Origin of the sequence: Pseudoalteromonas sp. PS1M3 (assembly GCF_016865405.1) — a bacterium.
GTDB lineage: Bacteria > Pseudomonadota > Gammaproteobacteria > Enterobacterales > Alteromonadaceae > Pseudoalteromonas > Pseudoalteromonas marina.
Map to the genome: position 1 here is coordinate 58,922 of NZ_AP022625.1, position 25,499 is coordinate 84,420.

Consider the following 25,499-nt stretch of genomic DNA (forward strand, 5'->3'; position numbering starts at 1 on the left):
AAGATGCAAGCCTCAGTATAACTAAACAGTTAGCTTAAGCTGTACCAAATGCCAAAAATTACTGGCAAAGCAATCAATGCGATGAGTAGAGGTTTTTTTAACGTTTTAGTTTGTTTGGATTGTAGTCTTTTAAGTGCGTTAGTTTCGTTACAAGCAGCTACTTTATCAATGTAAAAATAACCTGAATCTAGGTACTGCTTACAGCTATTTTCGTTGGCTGGGATTGCAATTAGTTCTTGTTGTTTTTTTAGGATATAAAAATCCATGAGCCCACCGCATTTCTTACTTGTAATCGATAATACTTGAGGATAAATAGTTGTTATTTATTTGCCTCAAATAAAAAGGTGGGCGATTTTAAATACAAATGACTACAAAGATCAACCAAAAACTACGGTAATTTCAATTTATCGTACAAATAATTAAAATTAGTGAAAACACCGCAATATTTACGCCAATTATGAGCTGTTTTTTACTGTGTTTTTGTTCAGTGGTTAGCCGCTTTAGCGCATCTTCTTTGTTGCAGGCCGACACAATATCTACATAAGAATAATGGTCAGCTTTATAGCGCTCAAGTAGTTCTTTTTCAGCAGGAATTGCGTCTAGTTTGTTTGCCTTTTTTATAATATAGAATTTCATAGCGTGGACCTTTAAAATCTCACTTAACTCCACTGTAATCTCATTTGATGAACTTGACCTGAAGTTGGCTAATACGTGAGTGTTTTAATGCTCTAGTCGGTTTAAAATTTGTAAACCCCCTTTACATTTTTAAATGAATTAAAATAGCTAACAAATTATTGTTATTTGTGCGTACAAAACTTTAGTGAATATCACCCTAAAAATTGGGTGTTTGGTCGCTATTTAATTGAAGAAAACGGCTACATTTGACACAGTATGATCACAAAATTATTTTAGGACTAACAATGAAAAAAATAAGTCTTACGCTTAGTGCTCTTTTATTGCCAATGGTAATGTCGGGTAGTGCTATTGCGTCTTCAGTTGAACAAACAAAAGGCTCGTTTGTTGATAAGTTTCGTCAGTTAGATGAAGCATTGCCGACACCAAATGTTTACCGCAGTGCTGCGGGTGAACCAGGTGAAAATTACTGGCAGCAAAAAGTTAACTACGATATTGACGTGAAGTTAGATGAAAAAAAGCGTCGTCTTAGTGCAAGCCAGAGCATTGAGTATAAAAATAACTCACCGCATACATTAAAATATTTATGGTTACAGTTAGACCAAAATATTTTTAAAAGTGATTCAATTGCTGAAACCACTAAAACCTTTAAAAGCACGTTACAAAGCCTGCCTGCGCAAAAGCCCGCAAAACTGAGCCTAGGGCAGTTACGTCGCCAGCAATTTATGAGTGACAACGAACTTGGCTTTGCAATAAGCAATGTTAAAGACGAAGACGGTAAAGCACTACGTGTAACAATCGTAGATACATTAATGCGTATTGACTTGAATGAGCCGTTAAAGCCAGGTAAAGAAGTTGAGTTCAGCATGGACTTTGCGTTCAATATTGTTGAAGAAGATGCTGTTGGCGCACGCTCAGGATATGAGCATTTTGAAAAAGATGGCAACGATATATTTTTACTTGCCCAGTGGTTCCCGCGTTTAGCGGCGTACACAGATTACGAAGCATGGACGAATAAAGCCTTTTTAGGCTCAGGTGAATTTACGCTTGAATTTGGCGATTACGACGTAGAAATTACAGTACCCGCTGATCACATTGTATCGGCGACGGGTAAGTTAGATAATCCAAGCAAGGTACTTACAAGCACGCAGCGTAAACGTTTAAAGCAATCTGAAACTGCTAAGCGTCCTGTGTTTATCGTGACCGAAGAAGAAGCACTCGAAAACGAAAAAGAAGGCACAGACAAAACGAAAACATGGCGATTTAAAGCCGACAATGTGCGTGATTTTGCATGGGCGTCTTCACGTAAATTTATGTGGGATGCAAAAGGTTACCAACAAGGCGGTGATGTTCAACCACTTGTTATGGCCATGTCTTTCTTCCCTAAAGAGGGCGGTGACTTATGGAAAAAGTATTCTACTGAATCTGTTGTGCACACAATGGAAGTGTATTCAAAGTATTCGTTTGATTACCCTTACCCAACTGCACAATCGGTAAATGGTCCGGTAGGTGGTATGGAATACCCAATGATTACCTTTAATGGTCCGCGTACTAAGTTACAAGATGACGGTACACGCACCTATTCTCAGTCTGAAAAACGATTTTTGATTGGCGTTGTGATTCATGAAGTTGGCCATATTTACTTTCCAATGATCGTTAACTCTGATGAACGTCAGTGGACGTGGATGGATGAAGGCTTAAATAGCTTTTTAGATGGTGTTGCTGGACGTGAATGGGATCCTACTATTCCGTGGGGTGTTGAGCCTCGTGATATTGTATCGTATATGAAATCTGAAGTTCAGGTGCCTATTATGACGCAATCAGATAGCGTACTTCGCTTAGGCCCTAATGCTTACACTAAACCTGCTGCCGCGCTTAATATTTTACGTGAAGTGATTTTAGGCCGCGATTTATTCGACTTTGCATTTAAAGAGTACGCACAGCGCTGGAAATACAAGCGCCCTACCCCCGCTGATTTCTTCCGTACTATGGAAGAGGCGTCAGGTGTTGATTTAGATTGGTTTTGGCGCGGCTGGTTTTACACTACCGACCATGTAGATATCTCGTTAGATAAAGTGTATCAACTGCGTTTAGATACTAAAAATCCAGATATAGATTACAGCCGCCTACGTGATATTGAAGCTGACAAACCAACATCGTTATTTGTTGAGCGTAACCGTGCAGAAGGTAAAAAAACATGGGTTGAGAAAAACCCTGATATTACTGATTTTTATGACGAAAATGATCGTTTCACGGTAACGAATAAAGAGCGCAACGCGTACAACAAGTTTTTAAAAGGGCTTGAGCCGTGGGAGCGTAAAACGCTAGACCGTGCTTTAAGTGACGATCAAAACTATTACGTGATGGAATTTTCAAACTTAGGCGGTTTGGTGATGCCAATTTTACTTGAGCTCACGTATGAAGATGGCACTAAAGAAGAGCGTTACATTCCTGCTGAAATTTGGCGTCGTAATCATAAAAATGTACAAAAGCTTATAGTTACTGATAAAAATAAGCCGCTTGTATCAGTAAGTGTTGATCCACGCTGGGAAACTGCAGACGTTGATGTAGAAAACAATAACTACCCACGTCGCATTATTCCTTCACGTATTGAAGTATTTAAAAAGAGTAAGAGTAAAGCTAAAGTGAGTCGCGATATCATGCAAGATATTAAAACAGAACTTAAAAGCGATGAGAAAAAAGACGCAAAGGATGAAGTAGAGGAACAGCAATAATGCGTTTTTTGCTTATTGTTGTTTGCTTTTTAATTGCTGCGCCAAGTATGGCGCATCAATTAAAATCATCAGTAACGACTGTGCTTTTTAACAAAAGAACGCATAATGTTGAGCTTATGCATCGGTTTTACTTACACGATACTGAGCATGCTGTTAGCAGCTTATTTAAAGGTAAAATTGATATAATTAGCAATAAAACTGATCAACAACGCTTTGCCAAATATGTTGAGTCACATGTTGCTTTGCAAACATTAAATGGTGACGTTGTGCCGCTTAACTTTGTTGGCGCTCAGGTTGATGGTAAGTTTTTTTGGGTTTATCAAGAAGCGCCTATTCCAGAGGGAATTCAAGGGATAAAAATGAGTAATGGTGCGCTGCGTGATTTATGGCCATCACAAGTAAATATGGTGAACGTTGAAGGCAAAGGTAAAGTTAAAACCCTAAACTTTGCTCAGGATGATACCTGGCTTGAAGCTCGCTTTGAGGCTAACTAACTCACTATTAATGTAAAATACGCGCTTATTTAAGTGCGTATTTTATTACAATATTTAACGTACGTTCATAATTGATCGGTAAAATACCAAGTTACGTAAAAAATCGGGTTGTTTATATTTACCTTGTTTTGCGCAACATACAACTAGCTGCTAAGCTTTTGTTTATTGGTAGTTGCAGTGAAGTTACTGACCACCTCGCACTATTAATTTAAATATAATTAGTATTAATTGTTCCCATTTAAGGGTGTAAGCTCAGAGTATTTTTATGTTTGAAAAAAGCTCAACTAATTATTTTCACAAACAAGGATTGGTATGACGACTCAGGTAGAGGCTATCCATGGTGTTATTTTTGATTTAGATGGTACTTTGGTATCGTCAGAACTCGACTTCTCACTTATTAAAGCCCAAATTGGCTGTCCCGATAACGAAGATTTACTCGACTTTATTGCGCAACTTCCTTCTCCTTATATGCGCGAAGAGGCAATGAACATTGTTCACCAGCACGAATTATTAGATGCACAACATGCCACGTTGTTGCCAGGTGTAAGTGAAGCCATTTCACTATTAAATGACCGAAGTATTCCTATGGCAATAGTGACGCGTAATTTTGACAAAGCCGCTGCACTTAAATTAAAAAATAACCCGCTTCCTATCAGCACAGTACTTACACGAAGTGACGCACCAGCAAAACCCGATCCAAGTGCATTAAATGCTATTGCTACGCTTTGGAATATTAGCGCAGATAACCTATTGTACGTAGGCGATTACATATACGATATTCAAGCTGCACACAATGCTAATATGCGTGCCTGCTTATATGCTCCCAATGAAACGCCTCCTTATGCTGATCAAGCTGATTATGTGTTGCATGATTTTTACGATTTGGTTGCTTTAGTTGAAAGCTACTCCAAAAAAGTCGAGTTATGTTAAATTGACGCTATATTAGCTTTAGTAAATTTACCTCTCACAATATGGGCGCTCATTCACTAAGGTTTACTAGCCCAATACGTTTTGAATTGGTAAAATAATAAAAAATGTAATGTATTTATTAGAGGCACAAAATGGGTAGAGCATTTGTAGTTCGTCAAAGTTCTATGATCAAAACAGCTAATGCAAAAACAAAAGTAAACTCAAAGTACGGTAAAGAGATTTACGTTGCTGCTAAAAATGGTGAACCCGATCCTGAAGTAAATCAAACTTTGCGTCGTCTAATCGAAAAAGCTAAAAAAGACCAAGTTCCTGCGCACGTTATCGAAAAAGCAATAGAGAAAGCCGCCGGTGGAGCAGGGGAGGATTACTCGGTTGCTCGCTACGAAGGCTATGGGCCGGGTAATTGTATGGTGATTGTTGACTGCTTAACTGATAACCCCAACAGAACCATTAAAGATGTGCGCTTACCGTTTACTAAAACTGATTCAAAAATAGGGACGCCTGGTTGTGTAGCCCATATGTTTGATCATTATGCAGTATTAGGCTTTGCAGGCGATGACGATGAAGTTGTTTTAGAAGCGCTAATGATGGCCGACGTTGACGTTGCTGACGTAGAAGCTGAAGATGGAAAAATTTCTGTTTTTGCACCGCCTACAGAATACTTTAAGGCTAAAACAGCTCTTGAAGACGCATTTGAAGGTATTAACTTTGAGGTAGACGAAATTACTTTTATCCCTCAAGTTAATATTGAAATTGATGATGAAGAGGTTATTGCTAACTTCGATAAATTTATAAATATGCTTGAAGACTGTGATGACGTACAAAATGTGTATCACAATGCAATTATAAAAAAATAATCTTAACGTCGTTTTTTATAGCAAATACAAATTAAAAAGCGTGTTTTGTGTATACAAAACACGCTTTTTTGTATTTACAGAAATGTTAGGTATTCATAGAGGTTATTGATTTATGTGTTTCTATTTTAAAATGAGTTGTTTTAAGTGTGTTTAAACACATTTTTAAAAATATTGGTGTGCTTATTTGTTGATTTAGAAAATAAAAAACCAGCCCTAAGGTTGGTTTTGACACGAAATAAACAATTAAGATACAGCGTTAAACATTTGGAGTGTATTAACTTTGCTGTAACTTATACTGTATACGGTAGCTATGTAATAACGGTTCAGTATAGCCACTAGGTTGTGTTGTTCCTTCAAGTACTAAGGCGAGGGCTGCTTGAAACGCAATACTATTTTTTAGTGTTTCAGGGCTGCTTGCCATTGGGGTATAGGCTTTATCGTGTTCGTTTTGGCCGTCTACTACCTTGGCCATTTTTGCCATTGTGGATGTAATTTGCTCTTGTGTACATATGCCATGCAATAACCAGTTAGCCATATGTTGACTAGATATTCTAAGTGTTGCTCTGTCTTCCATTAGCCCTACATGGTTAATATCGGGTACTTTAGAGCAGCCTACACCTTGGTCTATCCAACGCACTACATAACCCAAAATACCCTGTGCATTGTTTTCAAGTTCGCTTTGTATGTCTTCTTTAGAGAGTGTTGACGTATCTTGCATTAGTGGCGGAGTAAGTAAGTCGTCAAGGCTTGCTATTGTACGCTCAGCGATTGCGTGTTGCTCAGTAAAAACATTAACATCATGGTAGTGCATAGCATGCAGCGTTGCGGCTGTAGGAGAGGGCACCCAAGCTGTATTAGCGCCCGATTTAGGGTGTGCTAACTTTTGCTCCATCATCAGCGCCATTTTGTCAGGCATAGGCCACATGCCTTTGCCTATTTGAGCTTTTTGGCTTAATCCACAGGCAAGGCCAATATCTACGTTGCGATCTTCGTAAGCACTTATCCAAGGCTGTTGTTTTATTTCAGCTTTAGGGAGCGCAACACCTGCTTGCATTGAGGTGTGAATTTCATCGCCTGTACGGTCCAAAAAGCCGGTGTTAATAAATACAACACGTTGTTTTGCTTCATTTATACATGCTTTTAAGTTTACAGATGTACGGCGTTCTTCATCCATAATACCCATTTTTAAGGTGTTTTTAGGTAAGTTTAAGGCTTCTTCTACATGGGTAAATAGTGTGCTTGTAAAAGCAACTTCTTCTGGGCCATGCATTTTAGGTTTTACAATATTAATGCTCTGCGCGCTGCTGTTTTTTACGCCAGAATTTTTATTTAAGTCGTGCAGGGCGGCTGTGGCAGTAAACATTGCATCCATTATACCTTCAAAAACAGGCTCGCCGTAAACGTCTGTAATGGCTGGATTTGTCATTAAGTGGCCCACGTTTCTTACAAACATCATGCTTCGGCCTTTAAGCGTTATGGTACCGCCATCAATAGAAGTATACGTTTTGTCGCTTTGCAACGTACGTTCTACAACTTTGTCGCCTTTTTTAAACGATTCGACTAAGTTACCTTGCATTAAACCAAGCCAGTTTTTGTAAACTTGCACTTTATCTTGTGCATCTACGGCGGCTACAGAATCTTCACAATCCATAATAGTAGTTAGGGCTGCTTCAAGTACCACATCTTTTAAACCCGCTTTATCAGCTTGGCCAATAATATGGTGGTGATCTATCTGTAATTCTATATGTAAGCCATTGTTTTTAAGCAATACAACGCTTGGGTTTTGGGCTTCGCCTTGGTAGCCAATTAACTGAGAGGGGTCAGCTAAAGTGGTTTGAGAGCTGTCACGCAGCGTAATAACTAATGCGCCGTTTACAACAGAATAATTGGTGCTTTCAATATGTGAGCCGTTTTCAAGTGGCAGTGCTTTGTCTAAAAACTGGCGTGCGTATGCCATTACTTTAAAGCCACGAACCGGATTATAGGTAGTGCCTTTTTCTGCCCCGTCATCTTCACTTAACACATCTGTGCCATATAAGGCGTCGTATAACGAGCCCCAACGTGCGTTAGCTGCATTAAGTGCAAAACGTGCGTTACTTACTGGAACAACTAACTGTGGGCCTGCTGTAACCGCTATTTCGGGTTCAACCTGTTGTGTTTCAATTTTAAAATTTGCAGGCTCTGGCACTAGGTAGCCAATGTCACTTAAAAAACGTTGGTATTGCTTGCTATCCCACGTTTTATTTGCAATGTGGTACTGATCAATTTGTTGTTGCAGTTGTTCGCGTTTAGCCAACAGCGCTTTATTTATTGGCGTGAGCGTTTGAACAATCTTTGCAAAGCTTTGCCAAAATTGTTGTTCTGATAAGTGTGTACCAGGTAATAGTTTAGTTTTAACAAAGTCAGCAAGCTCTAAATCTACGCTGAGTCCTGAATGTGTGAGAGTGTGGGTCATAATTGCCTTCCTTAAACGGTCGCCATAGTATTTGTGCGTTTGAGCAACAATAACGTAAAAAAGTCATGTTGAGTGTGTTTTTGATATTCACAAAAAATATAGTCGTAATAAAAACTATAAATTTACTAAATCTAAAAAATAAGCCTAATGTTGAATTAAGCGCTACGGAGCACTAGCAACGTTGCCACTCTCACAACATTAAATTATTTATATACCCGTTCGAAGGAATTTATTATGACAACATATCAACGCGAAACCGACACACTTTCTACTTTATGCCAATCTCAAGGTAATGCATGGCAGGCAATTAACCCAGAGTATGCAACTCGCATGCGTTTACAAAATCGCTTTCGTACTGGGATAGAAATTGCACAATACACAGCTGACGTAATGCGTGAAGATATGGCCGCTTACGATAAAGATTCAAGCCAATACACACAGTCTTTAGGATGTTGGCATGGATTTACTGCCCAGCAAATGATGATGGCTATAAAACGCCACCAAAAAACAACTAAACGTAGTTATGTTTACTTAAGTGGTTGGATGGTTGCTGCACTTCGCTCTGCGTTTGGTCCGTTACCTGACCAAAGTATGCACGAAAAAACATCTGTTCCAGCGCTTATTGAAGAAATTTACACATTCCTAAAGCAAGCCGATGCCCGTGAGCTTGACCACTTATTTAATGACCTAGATGAAGCCAAAGCGAATGGCGGCGACGTTCAAGCTGTACTTGATAAAATTGACAACTTTGAAACACATGTTGTGCCAATTATTGCTGATATTGATGCAGGTTTTGGTAACGAAGAGGCAACTTACCTACTTGCTAAAAAAATGATTGAAGCAGGTGCATGTGCTATTCAAATCGAAAACCAAGTATCTGATGCTAAACAATGTGGTCACCAGGCGGGTAAAGTAACCGTGCCTCACGAAGACTTTTTAGCAAAAATTAATGCGGTTCGCTATGCATTTTTAGAGCTAGGTATCGACAACGGTATTATTGTTGCGCGCACTGATTCGTTAGGTGCAAGCTTGACTCAAAAAGTGCCGGTATCACAAACTCCAGGTGATTTAGCAAGTCAGTACAATGCCTTTTTAGAGACTACACCTATTAATGGCGTAGAGGACTTAAACGAAGGTGATACGGCAATGAAAATCAACGGTGAGCTGTGTAAACCTACTCGCCTTGAAAATGGCCTATACCAGTTCCGTGAAGGGACAGAGAAAGACCGCGTAGTACTTGACTGTGTAACTAGCCTACAATCTGGCGCTGATTTATTGTGGATTGAAACAGAAAAGCCACACGTAAAACAAATTGCTGAGCTTGTAAACCGTGTTAAAGAGCAAGTACCAAATGCTAAACTAGTGTACAACAACTCACCTTCGTTTAACTGGACGCTTAAGTTCCGTGAGCAAGTGTACCAAGAGTGGCAAGAAGCGGGTCGCGATTTGAGCGCTTACCCAAGCCTTGGTGATAACAAAGGCCTAATGGCACCAGAAATGGATGCAACAGAGCTTGCAGCCGCAGCTGATGTATTGGTACAAAATTTCCAACGTGATGGTGCACGTGAAGCGGGTATTTTCCATCACTTAATTACGCTGCCTACTTACCATACTGCAGCACTTAGCACAGATATTTTATCAGAAGGCTACTTTGGTGACTTAGGTATGCTTGCTTATGTACGTGATGTACAACGCCAAGAAATTCGCCGTGAACAAGCATCTGTTAAACACCAAGACCTAGCAGGTTCTAACATTGGTGATACACACAAAGAGTACTTCTCTGGTGATAACGCGTTAAAAGCCGGTGGTGAAGATAACACCATGAACCAGTTCTAAAAATTTCTAGATAGTGTTACTCAAGGGCCGTAAGGCCCTTTTTTTATGTGTCATAAATATTTTTACTGCACTCACTAATAGCAGAGCCTTTATTAGTGCTAAAAGCGTATTGTGTATGAGAAATAAAAACTTACATTAGGTTACTTAGTTAGTTGAGATCAGGTTTTAACCAACTATAGATATGCGGATCACGTTTTAACTAGCTAACCGAATTTGTAGATCAGAGTTTAACTAACCCTTTAATAAAAGCGTTTTGTAAGTGCTTTTTTGCTGTAAAGGGGCCTTAAAGAGCTATTAAAGTAATCAAAAACGTTATTTTTTGTTTTTTTTGGTGTTTAAATTCGATTTATAAACCGATTTTTTACTAACGTATAACTTTCACAAAACAAAATTTTACCAACTGAAAGGCTATAAACAGTGACTCAAACCGATTTTTTACTAACTCAAACTATAAAAAAGCTATAAACCTAAATTTTACTAACTGAGAAATAGACTAAGTCCGATATTTAATATGCCCTATAAGTGTAAAGGGGGTTTACACTTTGCATATACGTAAAAGCCACTTTTAAAAAGTGGCTTTTAGTAATTTAATTAATGTAATGCTATTTACTGTGCTTATCAAACCACCATTGAATGTAAGCAACTTTAGTCATTAAATTAGAAGGGCGAGCTGTAATACCATGCGATGCATCTGGTATGCGAACCATCGCGGTGTCAACACCTTGTAATTTTAGTGCTTGGTAGTATTGCTCTGTTTCAGAAATGGGTGTGCGATAGTCTGCTTCACCTGTAAGCAGCATGGTGGGTGTAGTAACATTACCTACATAACTAATTGGCGAACGTTTCATGTAATGCGCTATGTGATCCCATGGTTTGCCTGGGAACCAGTAATCAGCAAAAAATGGATAAAAGTCGGCAGTTAGTACAAAGCTGATCCAATTTATAACAGGTTTAGCAACAACAGCTGCAGCAAATCGATCTGTATGTCCAACAATCCATGCTGTTAGTACACCTCCGCCAGAACCACCGGTAACAAATAGTTTAGATTCATCAATAAACCCTTTTTTAATAAGAGCATCAACCCCAGACATTAAGTCATCAAAGTCATTACTTGGGTAATTATGATGAATGGTTTGTGCAAACTCTTTCCCATACGAATCACTTCCGCGCGGGTTCATGTATAACACCACATTACCTTTTGCTGCAAAAAGCTGAACTTCGGCACTAAAGTGAGGGCCATAATTAGCCACCGGCCCACCGTGAATTTCGAGCACTAGAGGATACTTTTTAGATTTATCAAACCCTGGCGGGTAAGCAATCCATCCTTGAATAGGTAATTGGTCGTGGCTTGATTTAAGCCAAATCTCTTCCACTTTTGCCAGTTGTTTATCACCTAGCGAATCGCTATTAAGCGTGGTTAAGCGCTGTGTTTTACCGCGTTTAATGCTCGCTACATCCGCAGGGCGTTGAGTGTCAGCAAGTGTAAACGCGATATCGCCGTTGCTGCTTACATCAAAATCTCCGCCTGAGTATGGTCGTCCAAATGCTACACTGCCAATTTGTTCGGTGATCACTTTACGCTTGCCATTTCGAGGTTGATAAGCAAGGGTAGTTTGACCTTCATTGGCAAAGCTAAAGTAAACCCCTTTAGAGTTTGCAGCCCATTTTATTTGCCCAACGCTTCTATCAAAGTTGGGTGTTAAGCTTTTGGTGTTACCCGTTTTTAAATCACGAATGTAAAGTTGAGTATTTTCGTAGTTAGTGCGTTTATCGTCATATCCTGTATACGCAAGGTAACGACCATCAGGAGAGACTTTGGGTTGTTGATCTGGGCCATTTCTATTTGTTACAGCTTCAATGGCTAATGTATTGAGGTTTAGCTTATACACCTCGCTGTTTGTAGGCTTGAGTTCACCATTTTTATTCCTATTCGCTGAGTAGTAAAGTAAGCTGCCATCTTTGCTGAAGCTAACATCACCTGCGTTATCAAATTCATCGCTAGTAAGCTGCTTAGCATTTCCGCCGTTAGCATCAAGTGTAAATAATTGATTAAAGCCTTTTTGCGAGTATCCACCACCATCGGCTCGATAGTATACTTCATCAATAAATTTAGCTGGCTCTGCCCACGTTGCGCCTTTCGGTTTTCCTGGCAAATTAACCGGTGGCGTGTTTTTACTTGGTACAAACATGCTGAATACAAGCTGGCTTGAATCGGGGCTCCAACTAATAGCGCGAGGGCTACTGGTTAAATTACTTATTTTGGCAATGGCACCGGTTTTAAGCCACTTCATATAAATTTGGCTGCTGCCATCGCGGGTAGATATAAAAGCAAGGCGCTGTCCATCTGGAGAAAGTACTGGCGAGTAATCCATGTGAACGCCTGAAGTGAGCGGCTGCATTTGTTTGGTTTTGTAATCAACAGACCAAATGTTTCCCACTTTTCGGTCTGTTTTTATATCCATGCGGTTTCGCACAAAGTAAACGGTTTTTCCGTCGTCAGTAATATCTATTTGATTTGCATATTCTAAATCAAATACATCTTGAAGTTGCAATGTGTGTGTATTGTCGTTTGCGCTGGCCAAATGGCTTGCGCTTAATATAAAACTAAGTGCTAAAAGTTGTTTCATTATTAATCCCTGTTGTTAACTTATGTACAGTTATAAGTGAGGGATTATTAAATTAACAGTGCAATGCGATGAAGCTCATATTTAACTCTATGGGGGTATTTAACAAGTTGTGATAAAAGCTGTAAAGGGGGTTTACAGCTTTCGTATATTATTAAATGTCAGTCACACAGTGCTTTTATTTCTTTAATGAGCTCAATTGCATCATTATTGTCTCCATGGACACATAAACTATGTGCATTAAGCATAAGTTGCTTACCTGAGCGTGTGGTTACACTACCTGTTTGTAAGAGCTGTTTGACCTGTGCAAGTATGGCCGGTTTGTCATGCACGCTGCCATCGAGTTTACGAGAGACCAAATGGCCCTCATCTGTGTATTGCCTATCTGCAAATGCTTCGAGTACTAGTTCTACATTAAACTGTTTAGCTAACTGGATGTGCTTATCTGCTTGGTTAGTCGCTAAAATCATCAGCTTTAGTTTACTAGGGTAGCTCGCGACAGCAGATAAAATGGTTGCTAACACGTCGTTGTTAGCCATCATATCGTTATAAAGTGCACCATGTGGTTTTACATAGCTTAACGTAATCCCCTGTATTTTTGCCATGCCTTCAAGCGCTGCTATCTGATACTGAATACAATTAGTTAGTTCGCTTGTTGTTAACGCCATAGAGCGTCGTCCAAATCCTTGAAGATCAGGGTAACTGGGATGCGCGCCTACCGTTACGTTGTTTTTTTTAGCTAACGTTAATGTTGTTGCTATTACATCAGGGTCACCGCCGTGAAAACCACAAGCAATGTTCGCCATATTAATATGAGGCATAACTTGATCATCTAGCCCCATTTTCCATGAACCAAAGCTTTCGCCCAAATCACAATTTAGTTTCATGTTAATTGCCTTTTTGCGGTTTAATTGTAACAGGCAAGGTGCCATTGGCAGTGGCTTGGCCTACTAATACTTTAGCGAGCGCGGTAAAGGCAGGGCCTGAAACACGCTCGTGCGTGTCTACATCAATATTGTAAGCATAAGAGGCCAGTACACTGTGAGCATAGTCGCCAAATTTAGCAATGTCGTAAGGAGCCCTCAAACTTATAAATACAGTTCGCTTATTAAATTTGTTAGCCATGGAAAGCAATGACTCAAGCGCTTGTGGCTGTTCGCGCGTATTAAGCGCAAAATTAGGGTCATCTTTTAAATCATCCATGCCACCAATTTCAACCGCGCTTTGATTGGGCGTGGCATTACCCGCTATAACAATATCAGCTGTTTTAATGCTCTGGGTTGCTTGTGCTGGGTCAAACCCTTGTAAGCTGCTGCAGCTGAACGTAATAGATGATGAACTTGCAGATTCAATTGCTTGCTGCATAGCCATACATTTACGGGTGTCGGGCATAATAATATGTATATGTTGGCCATCATTTAAATTTAGTGGCAATGTGTTTTCTGTGTTTTTTACCTGTGTTATTGCTGCTAAAGCAAGCTCAGCTTCTATTTTTCTGTGTTGTTTATTGCCTATTATACTTTTTGCATTAACTACTGCATTAATAGGGTCAAACTCAGTAGATAACTCAAATGCATTTTTAAGCGAAATAATACGCGCAGCCGATTGTGTTATTTCTTGCTCATCTAACTGATTTGACTCGACAGCATGAACTAACGATTTAATAAGCTCATCAAGCTTTTTTATATCATCGGGCGTTCTTATTTCTATAGGCATAAGCGCAATATCAACGCCGGCTAAAAATGTATTTATAACAGCTTGAATGGGTGTAAAAAACTGACTAATACCAGCCATATCAAGTGCGTCGGTAACCACTACGCCTTTATAGTTAAGCTCACCTCTTAAAATGTCGGTAATAATAGTGCGCGACATAGTGGCGGGTTTAATCATTGTTTTGCCTTCTATTGAGACAAAGGTTGAGCTATCAAGCGCTGGGTATTGTATGTGCGCTGTCATGATCATACCGGGGTTTTGCTTAGCAATAATATGTTTAAATGGGGCTAAATCTTGTTTGTAAGTAGTACTTTTTGAGTGGGCAACGTTAGGGAGTCCTGTGTGGCTATCAACGTGAGTATCGCCATGTCCCGGAAAATGTTTGAGCGATGTAATTATGCCATTACTCTCAAACCCAGCAACTTGTGCTGCGCCAAGTTCACTCACTCGTTGTGGGTTCTCACCAAACGAGCGTACATTTATAACGGGGTTGTCTGGGTTCATATTCACATCAACGGTAGGTGCATAATTTACATTGATCCCCAGAGCTGTTAGCTCATTGGCAATAGCTGTTGCTGATTTAGTAGCAAAGTCAACGCCATGCTGTTTATAGGTTGCACCAATAGACATATTGCCCGTGAATGACGTTGCAATATCACGCGGCAAACGCGCAACTCTTCCGCCCTCTTGATCTATTGATATAAATAGTGGCAGTTTACTTGAAGATTTACTGGCAGCCACTTGAAGTTGGTGGCTAAGCGTAATGGTTTGTTCAATTGACTGTGTGTTTTCTGAAAATAATATGACGCCACCAATGTTATAGTCGCTGATTACGCGCGCCAATGACTCTGGTAGCTTTGTCATAGGCGTTCTGCAATGTTTACCAGTGCCTTGTTCACAAAAATAGCGAAAATCGAGCATTAACTTTTGCCCTAGTTTTTCCTCAAGAGAAAGAGCTGGTTTTGCAACCGCTTTAATTGATGGCATTAAGCACCCAGATATAAAAATAATTGACGATAAAACATACTTATTTAGCAAAATACACTCCAAAGCTAAATAAAATGAACAAGTGAAAGCAGCTTATCTATTTTTTTATACAACTGCAAAATAAGCGCACCCTAGTCATTAGGGGGAATGTAACGTCACAATGTAATAAAAAGTTATTTGGCTGGTTATTAAAAATACACTATGTGCTCAAATATTAGATAATTAATAAATGGCGGGGTATAATTGTAAATACTTTTTAACAAAGTACTTGCTTTAATAGCAGTGTACTGTGGGCTGTTTACTTTTGCTGAATAAATTATTTCCTGTGCTTAATCTGCGTCTTCTTATTGTGCTATTGGCTTTTTCTGCGGCTTTAGCCACGCTCATTAGTAGTTTTCATTCAACGTACCAAGTACAAAAAGAGCAGTTAATAAGCCATACATTAAAAAGTAACTTCGCTTACGCTAATAAATTAGCTTCAGCAACCGACAACTTTTTAGAGTCGGCAAAACAACAACTTGCATATTCAGCAAATAAAATTGAGCAAAACATAAATAATGCAGCATTACTGCAAGAAGAAGTAACGCGTTTAAATTTGCAAACAAATAGCTTTAATTCAGTAGTTATAAGTAAGAATGGGGTTATAAATGCCACATCCCCTTATTTACCTGAAATCATGGGAAAATCAATTTCCTCTCCCGGCGCAACACAGGCTTTAAAAGAAAAAAAGCCACTTATTAGTATGCCGTACATGTCAGCAGCCAATAATTTAATTATATTTATATCGCATCCCTTATTTAACGAAGAAGGGAATTATTTAGGCTACGTGGGCGGCTCGTTATATTTAAAAGAAAGAAATATTTTAAACGATCTCCTAGAGCAACACTTTTACGAAGGGGGATCGCACCTTTATGTCGTCGATGCTAATAAGCAAATCCTGTATCACCCAGATAGCGAGCGAATAGGTACAAGCGTTGCCAATAATAAAGTAATCAATGCGGTTATTACAGGGGAGGCGGGGCAAGCCGTTGTTGTAAACAGCAAAGGGGTAAAAATGCTCGCAGGATTTTCACCCGTTATTAATTCAAACTGGGGCGTAGTGGCCCAACGTCCCATCAAAGCAACACTTGCGTCTCTAGATACATTAATCATGGAAGTATTTGCAAGAACGCTCCCCATGGCGTTGCTCACCTTCATACTCATAGGTGTATTTTCGTATTTTATTTCACGCCCATTAAAGCAACTCGCTAGTAGCGCAAACAGACTCGACGAAGTAAACAGCATAGAAAAGCTAAAAAGAATAAAAGCGTGGTACTTTGAAAGCCAAAGATTGAAGCTGGCCATGCTTAATGGCGTCAATATTTTACAAACACAAATAGGGCAACTTAAGCACGATGCCCAAACCGATCCGCTGACAAACACCCACAATCGTAGAAGCTTAAATGGTTTACTTAGCCAGCTAATGTTAAAGCAAACACCTTTTGCTATTTTAGAAATAGACATCGATTTTTTTAAACGTGTGAACGATACCTTTGGGCACGATAAAGGCGATGAAGCACTTAAAGTATTAGCCGATATTATAGAAAAGATCTCTCGAAAAGGGGATATTGTATCGCGTATTGGTGGTGAAGAGTTTTTACTTGTATTGCCTCATGAAGATAGCCAAAGCGCTCTAAAAATAGCAGAGCGATTACGCACCACTGTTGAAACAACGCAAATGAAAACAATCGGTTTTATTACCGTTTCAATCGGAATTGCAACTTGGCCAATCCATAGCAATGACATCGACCAAGTATATAAATGTGCAGACAAAGCGCTTTACCATGCTAAAGAGCATGGCCGTAATCGCTGCGTAGTGGCAGAGCCTAGTTAGTATAGACATGTTTAATTTGAATTAATCTTTAGCTAAAAATAAACTTTACTTTAAAAGCCCTTAAATTTATTTAAGGGCTTTTTTGTTTCTTAAGTTTTTTTTAAGTTTCGCTCTTTAACTTATAAACATACTCCTTAAACGGGCGATGTTTATGCAATTAGCACAGTTAAATCTATCACTAGATAACATATCAAATTCGGCACATTTAATAACTGCTCGAGAAAATGATGAGCATCGTAATGCACTAGAATCTGCGGTAAAAGATGGTTTTTTAGTAGCTTACAATGCAACACTTAAATCATTTATGCCACTACTTTGTCAATACACAACAATTGAGGGGCAATGTACGTTAGGTTTAAGGCAAGCTACCTCTCCCTTATTTATTGAGCAGTACACTGCAGAGCCCATTGAGCACTTTTTATTAGAACAAACTCCGCGTAGCAAAATATTTGAGCTAGGTAACTTATGCTCTACACATCGCAGGGCAACGCTTGGTCATTTTATTGTTGTTAACGAGGCGCTTTACAATACTGGAGCTAAGTATTTAGTATTTTGCGCCACAAAAAAAGTACGGGCGATGGTTCGAATGCTGGGGGTTAATTGCACTGAGGTTGCTGTTGCAAACAGCTTTGTGGTTGAAAACCCATTAAGTTGGGGGAGTTATTATGCAAACCAACCTACGGTGTGCATTGTTAATTTAGCGCAGGCACATCAGCAAGTACTTAACACACCCATGCTGTTAAATATTAAACAGCAAAATACACAACAAATTAATGCCTTGATGACTGCGTTGGAGAGCTTATGAGCCTATTAAATAATATTAATAAGGTAGCGAATGAGCCAGTGGTTGTTAGTTACTTAGCCAATAAAGTGATGCCTATTAGCGCTTTGGAGTTACAACAAGAAACTAATAAGCTAACAGCTATTTTTAACGCTTTAGACTCAGGTGCAATTGCCTTCCAGCTTGATAACACTCCAGCTTGGCTGGTTGTTGATGCCGCAACCAGTGCAGCAAACAAGGTTGCGGTGCCTATCGCCCATTTTTTTAGTCCGCAGCAAACACAGTATGTGCTAGCGCAATGTGGTGCGCAGTTTTTTATTAGTGATATGCCTCGTTATTCGCTTGGTAAGCATTCATTGTCGGTAACATTATTTGAGCATTATACCCTTTATATTTATCAGCTCGATGCGATTGAACCCGTGGACTATTTTACTGGTACGCAAAAAATTACATTTACTTCAGGTTCTACTGGCGAGCCAAAAGGGGTGTGCCTATCAACACAAAGCCAGATGCAGGTAGCTCAGTCATTATGTGAGCAAATAAACATTAGTAACCCCGTGCATTTATGCTTACTTCCGCTGCCAGTACTATTGGAAAATATAGCGGGTGTGTATGCGCCTTTGTTAAGTGGCGGTTGTGTACATTTAATGCTGCTAAACGAATTAGGTTTTGTTGGCTCAGGGTTAAAAAACCCTAACAAACTCATTGGTGCAATCGATAGTGTAAAACCTAACACCCTTATTTTAGTGCCTGAGTTATTAACGTGTTTAGTTGCCTTTGCAAAACAAGGCTGGCAGCCACCAAAGTCACTTAAGTTTATTGCTGTTGGCGGAGCACGGGTTAGTGAATCTCTAATTTTAACTGCACGAGAATATAACCTACCGGTTTATCAAGGTTATGGTCTGTCTGAGGCGACCTCAGTGGTGAGTTTAAACATCCCCAATGATGACGACATAAATAGTGCTGGTGAAGTATTAGGGCACGTTGAAACCAAAGTTGAAAATGGTGAGTTATTTATTAAAGGATCGTTATTTTTAGGGTATTTAAATCAAGCGCCGCATAACCCAAACACCTGGTACGCCACTGGCGACTTAGTATCTAAGCGTAATAATAAGTTGTACATAAAAGGGCGAGTAAAAAATCTGATCATCACCAGTATGGGGCGTAATGTTAGCGCCGAATGGCCTGAATCATTAATTATAAGCCAAAGTGCGATACAGCAAGCAGTGGTGTTTGGTGAAAACCAGCCATTTTTAAGCGCGCTTATTTATGCGGCTCCCGGATTTAGTGATGAGCAATTAAAAGCACATTTAAAAACAGTAAACCAGCAACTTCCTGACTACGCACAGATTAAAAAGTGGCACCGTTTAGCCCAACCTTTAAGCGAGCAGCAAGGGTTATTAACCGCTAATAATCGCCCTAAACGAGCGGCAATTAGCCAGCACTACAGCCCTATTTTTGAACAGTTTTACCGACTTGGAGAAGTGATCCATGAGTGATTTTTTTAATACATTAAAAGCACAAACTCAAAACGAGCGTGAGTACTTATTAGCTGCGCCAATTATACAGCGTGTATTTAACGGACAAGCAACGCTTGAAGAGTATGCCTCGTTTTTAGCACAGGCTTATCATCATGTAAAACACACCGTTCCTTTAATGATGTCACTTGGCGCACGTTTAACTGATGAGCAAGAATGGTTACGTGAAGCGGTAGCTGAATATATTGAAGAAGAAATTGGTCATCAAGAGTGGGTGCTAAACGACATTGCAGCCTGTGGGTTTGATAAAGAAAGTGTGCGCCATAGTCAGCCACAATTCGCCACTGAAATGATGGTGTCGTATGCCTACGATAGTATTGCACGTAAAAATCCGCTTAGCTTTTTTGGCATGGTTCACGTATTAGAGGGGACCTCAATTGCGCTTGCTGATGGAGCCGCATCAAACATAGCGAATGCAATAGGGCTTCCTAAAAAAGCATTTAGCTATTTAACCTCTCACGGCGCGCTTGATATAGAGCACGTAAAGTTTTTTGAAAACTTAATGAACCAAATTACTGACGAGGCGGATCAGCAGGCTATTTTACATGGCGCAAAATGTTTTTACCGTTTGTACGGCGATATTTTTCGCGCTTTAGACGACGAGCCGTTTTTTAAAGCATCAGCACAAGAGCAACACGCATGAATACCGGCTTATGTGTATTAACTGGTGCGACAGGCGGAATTGGTCAAGCCATTGCCAAAACACTACACGGCCAAGGTTGGCAACTGCTCTTGGTGGGGCGAAATAGTGATGCCCTCAATACGTTAAGTAGCCAATGTCCCGGTAGTATAGTTTTTGTGGGGGATTTGACGGTTGCCGAAAACATGTTGGCACTCGCCATTAAAGCCAAAAAATTAGGTGGCGCTAAGTTACTCATAAACAATGCAGGCATTAATGTAATGCAAAGCTTAAGTGCATCGAGTAGTGAGCAAATTGATAATCTACTGAGCACTAATTTAGGCGTCCCTATGAAATTATGTCAGCTGTTTTTAGCGCAGTTGCACGCGAATAAAGGCTCCATAGTTAATGTTGGGTCGTCATTTGGCAGCATAGGTTACCCGTATCAAACACTTTACTGTGCTAGTAAGTTCGGTTTACGTGGTTTTAGCGAAGCGCTATCACGAGAGCTTTCAGACACACCCGTTAAAGTTAGTTATTTAGCACCAAGAGCAACCGATACAGATATTAATGATGCACAAACACGAGCAATGAATAAGGCGCTTGGTAATCAAATGGACTCCCCGCAGTTGGTAGCTGATGAGTTAGTTGCGTTATTAAACTCAAATAAAACCAGACGATTTATTGGTTTTCCTGAGAAACTTTTTGCACGTATTAATGGTGTTTTTCCACGTATTGTGGATAACGCAATTGCCAAACAGCTTCCTAAAATAAAACAGTTTTTAGGTTAATAGAGGATTTATTATGAAAAAATTTACTTTAGTAGCTTATTTAAGCATTGTTAGTGTGTTTTCATCGCCGGTATTTGCAGACGAACAAAGCGATTTACTTGCTATTCAACAGCAGTGGGCGGTTGCTAATTATGAGCTTAAAGATGATGCACAAATCAAAGCCTTTACTCAACTAAGTCAGCAAAGTGCTCAATTTATTGAAAGCTACCCTGATTCAGCAAATAGCTATACGTGGAACGGCATTGTACTGGCCAGTTTTGCTGGCGCAAAGGGCGGGTTAGGGGCGCTGGGTTATGCTAAAGATGCAAAAGCGTCATTAGAGCAAGCCCTTAAAATAGACGACAGTGCTTTAGGTGGCTCAGCGTATGCCAGCCTAGCAACCTTATACAGTAAAGTACCGGGGTGGCCTATTGGTTTTGGTGATGATGACACCGCCGACAAGTTTTTTAAGCAAGCGCTCGCTTTTAACAAAAAAGGCATTGATACTAACTACTTGTATGGTGAGTTTTTATATGACGAACGTGAATATCAGCAAGCTAAAGCCCATTTGTTAGTTGCGCAAGCAGCTGGTATTCGTGATACTCGTGCTAAAGCTGATAAATATCGTCAACAAGCAATTAGCTCTTTATTAGCTAAAGTAGATAAAAAACTAAAGAGATAACAAAATAAACAATGCATTTATTATTAGTTGAAGATGATCATCTTGTGGCGCAAGGGCTTTGCCGCTCATTGCGCCAAGAAGGCTACAGTGTAGAGCATAGCGCAACGGTTAAGCATGCATTGCAATGCTTAGGCAGTGGTGAAATAGAGTTGGTTATACTTGATCTAGGTTTACCCGATGGTGATGGTTCACAAATTTTAAAGCACATAAAAGCACAAAAAAAAGTGATTCCGGTGGTTATACTAACTGCACGAAGTAGCATTGATGACAAAGTGCAAGGGCTTGATATGGGCGCTGATGATTATTTAGCTAAGCCATTTGAACCAGCCGAATTATTTGCTCGTTTGCGCGTAGCGAGCCGCCGAGTAAATCAAGCTCAGTCGAGTTTATTACAGTGTGGCGAAGTGACTATGGACACGTCAGCGCATAGTGTCACACTCAGCGATGAGCTGCTTTCTCTGCCACGAAAAGAATACATGCTGCTGAAGGCACTATTGGAAAACCAAGGTCGCGTGCAATCTAAACAGCAGTTAGAAAATAAACTGTACCAGTGGGGTGAAGAGGTTGGCTCTAACACCATTGAAGTACATATTCATCACCTACGAAAAAAATTCCCCAGCGATTTTATTAAAACTCTCCGTGGTATTGGCTATGTCGTGGGAAAGAGATAGTTTACGTGATTAAAACGCCCCTAGATTGCACAAACTTGAATTTACAAAGGTAACCATACTCTATGTCAATTCGTAAGCGTTTAACCCTTATTTTACTGTCAATGATGGTGTTAACCTGCTTTTTAGCTTTAGTCAAAGGCTACCAAAAAAGTATGAGCCATGGTGAGCAATTACTCGATAGTGAACTAAAAGTGGTCGCTGGAGTGTTGATGCAACAGCCTTTATCTATAAACGCCATGGCGCCAAAAATACAAGACAGCGCCCAGTTACTGTATCAAATTTGGCAAGGCGGTGAGCTCCTTAGTGGCTCTAATGAATTGAATCTAAATTTAAGCCAGTATCAAGCGGGTTTTCAAACGCTTAATATTGCAGGACAGCGAATGCGAGTATTCGTTTTTGTCACTTCTTTACGCACCGTTATTGTTGCCGAGCCGATTGCTAAGCGGTTTGAACTTGCCGAGGCGGTTATTTTATCAGCTATGTTGCCTATGCTCTGGGCGGTTCCTTTGCTTGCGCTATTTATTAGCTTTTTTGTTAAATATGCACTGGCACCATTAACCCGTTTATCAAAACAGTTAGCTCTGCGCCAAGCAAATGACTTCACTGCGATCAATTGGCAGGTGACAGATGAAGAAATAAAACCGGTGATCAGCCGCTTAAACGATTTATTTAAACGCGTAGAAACCGCCTATTTACGAGAGCGTTTTTTTGCCTCTGATGCGGCACATGAATTACGTACTCCCCTGAGCAGTTTAAAAATTAATGTGCACAATTTGGCAGCTCAACAAGGAGATAACCAAGAACTACAAGCCATGACCCAAGGTATTAATCGACTGTCCAATATAGTCGAGCAAATGCTAATACTAGGGCGTACTCAGCCAGAGCAGTGGCAAAAACAGTTTAAGGAGCAGTCATTATTAGCGATCACGCAAGAAGGTGTTAGCCAGTTGTATGAAAAAATAGAGGCTAAAAATCACACTATCAGTCTTGAGGGAGATGATTTTATCATTAACGGTGATGAATTTACCTTAGTGACGTTGATTTCAAACCTACTTAGCAATGCTATAAAGTACGCACCAGCCAATGGACAAATAAAAATAACGCTAAAGCAGATGCACAAGCTGCGTATTTGGCAAATAGAAGACAGTGGCCCTGGTATGACGGACGATCAAAAACAACGGATATTTAATCGCTTTTATCGTGTTGGCGGTGACCAACACCCTTCGGGTGAACAAGGTGCGGGCTTAGGCATGGCAATAGTGCAGCATATTATTGCTATTTATCGCGCTGAAATTCACTTAACGAATAGTGATTTGGGTGGCTTAAAAGTACAGGTAGTTTTTGCAGGAGCTAAATGTGATTAAACAACTTATTAGGCCTTACTTATATTGTTGTGTATTTTTATCATTTAACGCCGCCAGTAAAGACTATCGTATTGTACTTAAAGATCATTTGTTTTACCCCGCAGAAATCGTCGTGCCGGCCAATAAAAAGGTACGCTTGTTAATCGAAAATCAAGATAGTACGCCTGAAGAGTTCGACAGTTTCGATCTCAATCGAGAGAAAGTACTTTACCCAAAGCGCAAAAGCGTTATTTATATCGGGCCATTAATCCCTGGGCGCTATGAATTTTTTGGCGAGTTTTCGCCCAATACGGCGCGTGGTGCTGTCATAGTGACTGAAAAGGAGCGTTCTAATGCTAATAACTAGCCTAGTGATGAGTCTAAACCAGTTGCTGCCGGTGGCCATTTTACTTATTTTACTCCAAGTTGTAGCCAAGCAAAGTTTAATGAAATTGCTGGGAGGGCTTATTTTAGGGATCGGGCTTTCATTTTTGTTTGTAAAAAGTGCGCCGTTAATGAGCCCCTTGTTTGACTATAAGGGTTTAGAATATGCCCAAATTGGTTTGTGTATTTTAATTTCTATTAGTGCACTGTTCTACGCCATTAAACAAGCAACAGCTGCTTTTATGATTGCGATTATCAGTGTAATGACACTTTATTTAAGTCACTACATTATTTACCTGATTGGCTTTTGGCAAAGCAACGAAGCGGCTCAAAGTTTATTTATTGGCACTTTTTTAGGGTTGGGAATATGCAGCAGCTTTAGCGTGTTGTTGTATTTTTTATTGAGTGCAATCAAACAGCGCTTTGGGCTTACCCCTTTATTGGTATTGTTAGCTTTAAATAGTGCAGCAAAACTAGTTGTGGCGCTTGATTTGGCGAGCCAAATTGATTTGATACCAACAACAGTAACCGTATGGGATTTACGTGACATTTTAACCGAAAACTCAGAGTTTGGGAGAGTATTGCGAGCTCTGATCGGTTATGAGGCTACGCCAAATTTAACCAGTCTTTTAAGCTATGTGCTGAGCAGCGTGTTATTTTTATCTGCTTGTTATTTTATTCCTAAATCAATCACTAAGGAAAAATCATGAAAGCAATAAACCTATTTGCAGCTACTGTATTAATTGGTTTTTGTTTATTAATACCTAAGCTCGCTTATGCTGATGGCATAGTAGTAGATAAAGTTTATCACCCGTATGTGTTGCCGTTTGAACGAGAGCTTGAGTGGCGCCTTGTGTCGCATCAAACCGACAGTGGCAATATTTTAGCTCAACGTATTGGTTTAGGTGGCGCCATTAACGACACTATGGCACTCGAAGGTTATTTAGTGGGTGAGCGAGATGATAACGGCGACTTTGGCTTGCAAGCGTATGAGTTAGAGCTTCGTTGGCAGTTAATAGAGCAGGGCAGGCTATGGGCTGATTGGGGCGCGTTATTTGAATTTGAAAAACAGCATGACGCCGACGCATACGAAGCAACCTCCGGTTTTGTAATTGAAAAAGAGTTTGGTCGTGCAAGTCTCACCATGAATGCTTTTTTGGTATACGAATGGGGGCAAGACATAGAGAACGAATGGGAAACAGAGTTTAGGGCACAATATCGTTACCGATACTTGTCTGCGTTTCAACCCTCTATTGAGTTATATGCAGGGGAAGATTTTATCGGAATTGGACCCGGGTTTATTGGGCTATACCGGTTTGAAGGGCAAAAACAGCTAAAATGGGAAGCTGGCTTTATAAGTGAAATTAGCCAGTCTGAAAAAAACCATAGTTTTAGACTTGCCCTAGAATTTGAATTTTAAGCATATAAATATAGGTTGATTATTTATTGCTCAATAAAATAAGGAAGTGCTTGACTTATATTTGGTTATCTATATAGTGGGCCGCAGCTAGAAAGAAAGCATGTAAGCTATAAATCTCCATTTCGATGTTGTATAAGTAATACTTGTAGTACCG

General features: G+C 39.9%; 22 protein-coding genes. 16 read left to right on the forward strand and 6 right to left on the reverse strand.

Translation table 11 applies throughout. The features are described 5' to 3' along the window. Positions 1–29 precede the first annotated feature (29 nt). Both PS1M3_RS17090 and PS1M3_RS17095 read right to left on the reverse strand, forming a co-directional pair. Positions 30–266: a hypothetical protein gene (locus PS1M3_RS17090; RefSeq protein WP_006793303.1), complete on the reverse strand. Its 237-nt coding sequence runs from the start codon at positions 264–266 to the stop codon at positions 30–32. 133 nt (positions 267–399) lie between these two features. Beyond that, positions 400–636 (reverse strand): hypothetical protein, encoded by a 237-nt coding sequence (locus tag PS1M3_RS17095; protein WP_203987717.1) that lies wholly within the window; start codon positions 634–636, stop codon positions 400–402. Positions 637–920: 284 nt separating this feature from the next. On the opposite strand from PS1M3_RS17095, the gene PS1M3_RS17100 reads away from it, so the two are divergent. From PS1M3_RS17100 to PS1M3_RS17115, 4 genes are all read left to right on the forward strand, one after another. Then, entirely contained in the window at positions 921–3,368 is a 2,448-nt protein-coding gene (locus PS1M3_RS17100) for a M1 family metallopeptidase (RefSeq protein ID WP_039037298.1), read from the forward strand. Beyond that, on the forward strand, positions 3,368–3,862 hold the full coding sequence (locus tag PS1M3_RS17105) for a DUF6702 family protein (RefSeq protein ID WP_006793306.1): 495 nt from the start codon (positions 3,368–3,370) through the stop codon (positions 3,860–3,862). Before PS1M3_RS17100 ends, PS1M3_RS17105 begins: the two co-directional genes overlap by 1 nt. A gap of 312 nt (positions 3,863–4,174) precedes the next feature. Further along, on the forward strand, positions 4,175–4,792 hold the full coding sequence (locus tag PS1M3_RS17110; RefSeq protein WP_203987720.1) for an HAD family hydrolase: 618 nt from the start codon (positions 4,175–4,177) through the stop codon (positions 4,790–4,792). A 131-nt stretch (positions 4,793–4,923) separates the two neighbouring features. Then, on the forward strand, positions 4,924–5,649 hold the full coding sequence (locus PS1M3_RS17115; protein WP_008132889.1) for a YebC/PmpR family DNA-binding transcriptional regulator: 726 nt from the start codon (positions 4,924–4,926) through the stop codon (positions 5,647–5,649). Between the two features lie 274 nt (positions 5,650–5,923). Here the strand turns inward: PS1M3_RS17115 and PS1M3_RS17120 are convergent, their stop codons facing one another. Next, positions 5,924–8,104: a malate synthase G gene (locus tag PS1M3_RS17120; protein ID WP_010556103.1), complete on the reverse strand. Its 2,181-nt coding sequence runs from the start codon at positions 8,102–8,104 to the stop codon at positions 5,924–5,926. 234 nt (positions 8,105–8,338) lie between these two features. Here PS1M3_RS17120 and PS1M3_RS17125 point away from each other — a divergent pair, with 234 nt between their 5' ends. Continuing rightward, positions 8,339–9,940, forward strand: coding sequence for an isocitrate lyase (locus PS1M3_RS17125; RefSeq protein ID WP_203987723.1), 1,602 nt, complete (start codon positions 8,339–8,341; stop codon positions 9,938–9,940). Between the two features lie 602 nt (positions 9,941–10,542). On the opposite strand, the gene PS1M3_RS17130 is transcribed toward PS1M3_RS17125, so the two are convergent. The 3 genes from PS1M3_RS17130 to PS1M3_RS17140 form a co-directional block, all read right to left on the reverse strand. After that, entirely contained in the window at positions 10,543–12,567 is a 2,025-nt protein-coding gene (locus tag PS1M3_RS17130; RefSeq protein ID WP_203987725.1) for a S9 family peptidase, read from the reverse strand. A gap of 158 nt (positions 12,568–12,725) precedes the next feature. Further along, positions 12,726–13,451, reverse strand: a complete 726-nt coding sequence (locus tag PS1M3_RS17135; RefSeq protein ID WP_006793312.1) for a 5-oxoprolinase subunit PxpA — start codon at positions 13,449–13,451, stop codon at positions 12,726–12,728. A 1-nt stretch (position 13,452) separates the two neighbouring features. Beyond that, on the reverse strand, positions 13,453–15,264 hold the full coding sequence (locus tag PS1M3_RS17140; protein ID WP_203987728.1) for a glycoside hydrolase family 3 protein: 1,812 nt from the start codon (positions 15,262–15,264) through the stop codon (positions 13,453–13,455). 304 nt (positions 15,265–15,568) lie between these two features. Between PS1M3_RS17140 and PS1M3_RS17145 the strand changes: the two genes are divergently transcribed. From PS1M3_RS17145 to PS1M3_RS17195, 11 genes are all read left to right on the forward strand, one after another. Then, positions 15,569–17,137 carry a sensor domain-containing diguanylate cyclase gene (locus PS1M3_RS17145; protein WP_239104509.1) on the forward strand — a complete coding sequence of 523 codons (1,569 nt, stop codon included), beginning with the start codon at positions 15,569–15,571 and terminating at the stop codon, positions 17,135–17,137. A gap of 151 nt (positions 17,138–17,288) precedes the next feature. Continuing rightward, complete coding sequence (locus PS1M3_RS17150; RefSeq protein WP_203987734.1) at positions 17,289–17,942, forward strand: thermostable hemolysin; 654 nt, start codon at positions 17,289–17,291, stop codon at positions 17,940–17,942. Then, entirely contained in the window at positions 17,939–19,417 is a 1,479-nt protein-coding gene (locus PS1M3_RS17155; protein ID WP_203987736.1) for an AMP-binding protein, read from the forward strand. Before PS1M3_RS17150 ends, PS1M3_RS17155 begins: the two co-directional genes overlap by 4 nt. Beyond that, positions 19,410–20,099: a TenA family transcriptional regulator gene (locus tag PS1M3_RS17160; RefSeq protein WP_203987739.1), complete on the forward strand. Its 690-nt coding sequence runs from the start codon at positions 19,410–19,412 to the stop codon at positions 20,097–20,099. The genes PS1M3_RS17155 and PS1M3_RS17160 overlap by 8 nt, the downstream gene beginning before the upstream one ends. Next, positions 20,096–20,866 carry an SDR family oxidoreductase gene (locus tag PS1M3_RS17165; RefSeq protein WP_203987741.1) on the forward strand — a complete coding sequence of 257 codons (771 nt, stop codon included), beginning with the start codon at positions 20,096–20,098 and terminating at the stop codon, positions 20,864–20,866. Before PS1M3_RS17160 ends, PS1M3_RS17165 begins: the two co-directional genes overlap by 4 nt. 13 nt (positions 20,867–20,879) lie before the next feature. Continuing rightward, positions 20,880–21,527, forward strand: a complete 648-nt coding sequence (locus tag PS1M3_RS17170) for a hypothetical protein (RefSeq protein WP_203987743.1) — start codon at positions 20,880–20,882, stop codon at positions 21,525–21,527. An 11-nt stretch (positions 21,528–21,538) separates the two neighbouring features. Beyond that, positions 21,539–22,198 (forward strand): response regulator transcription factor, encoded by a 660-nt coding sequence (locus PS1M3_RS17175; protein WP_010556093.1) that lies wholly within the window; start codon positions 21,539–21,541, stop codon positions 22,196–22,198. 62 nt (positions 22,199–22,260) lie between these two features. Beyond that, positions 22,261–23,562, forward strand: a complete 1,302-nt coding sequence (locus PS1M3_RS17180; protein ID WP_203987746.1) for an ATP-binding protein — start codon at positions 22,261–22,263, stop codon at positions 23,560–23,562. Further along, positions 23,555–23,908 (forward strand): cupredoxin domain-containing protein, encoded by a 354-nt coding sequence (locus PS1M3_RS17185; RefSeq protein ID WP_006793322.1) that lies wholly within the window; start codon positions 23,555–23,557, stop codon positions 23,906–23,908. The genes PS1M3_RS17180 and PS1M3_RS17185 overlap by 8 nt, the downstream gene beginning before the upstream one ends. Continuing rightward, positions 23,895–24,635 (forward strand): iron transporter, encoded by a 741-nt coding sequence (locus tag PS1M3_RS17190; protein ID WP_203987749.1) that lies wholly within the window; start codon positions 23,895–23,897, stop codon positions 24,633–24,635. The genes PS1M3_RS17185 and PS1M3_RS17190 overlap by 14 nt, the downstream gene beginning before the upstream one ends. Beyond that, the gene (locus tag PS1M3_RS17195; RefSeq protein WP_008132926.1) at positions 24,632–25,345 is read left to right on the forward strand and encodes a hypothetical protein; all 714 of its coding nucleotides are present in this window, start codon (positions 24,632–24,634) and stop codon (positions 25,343–25,345) included. Before PS1M3_RS17190 ends, PS1M3_RS17195 begins: the two co-directional genes overlap by 4 nt. Positions 25,346–25,499: the final 154 nt, after the last annotated feature.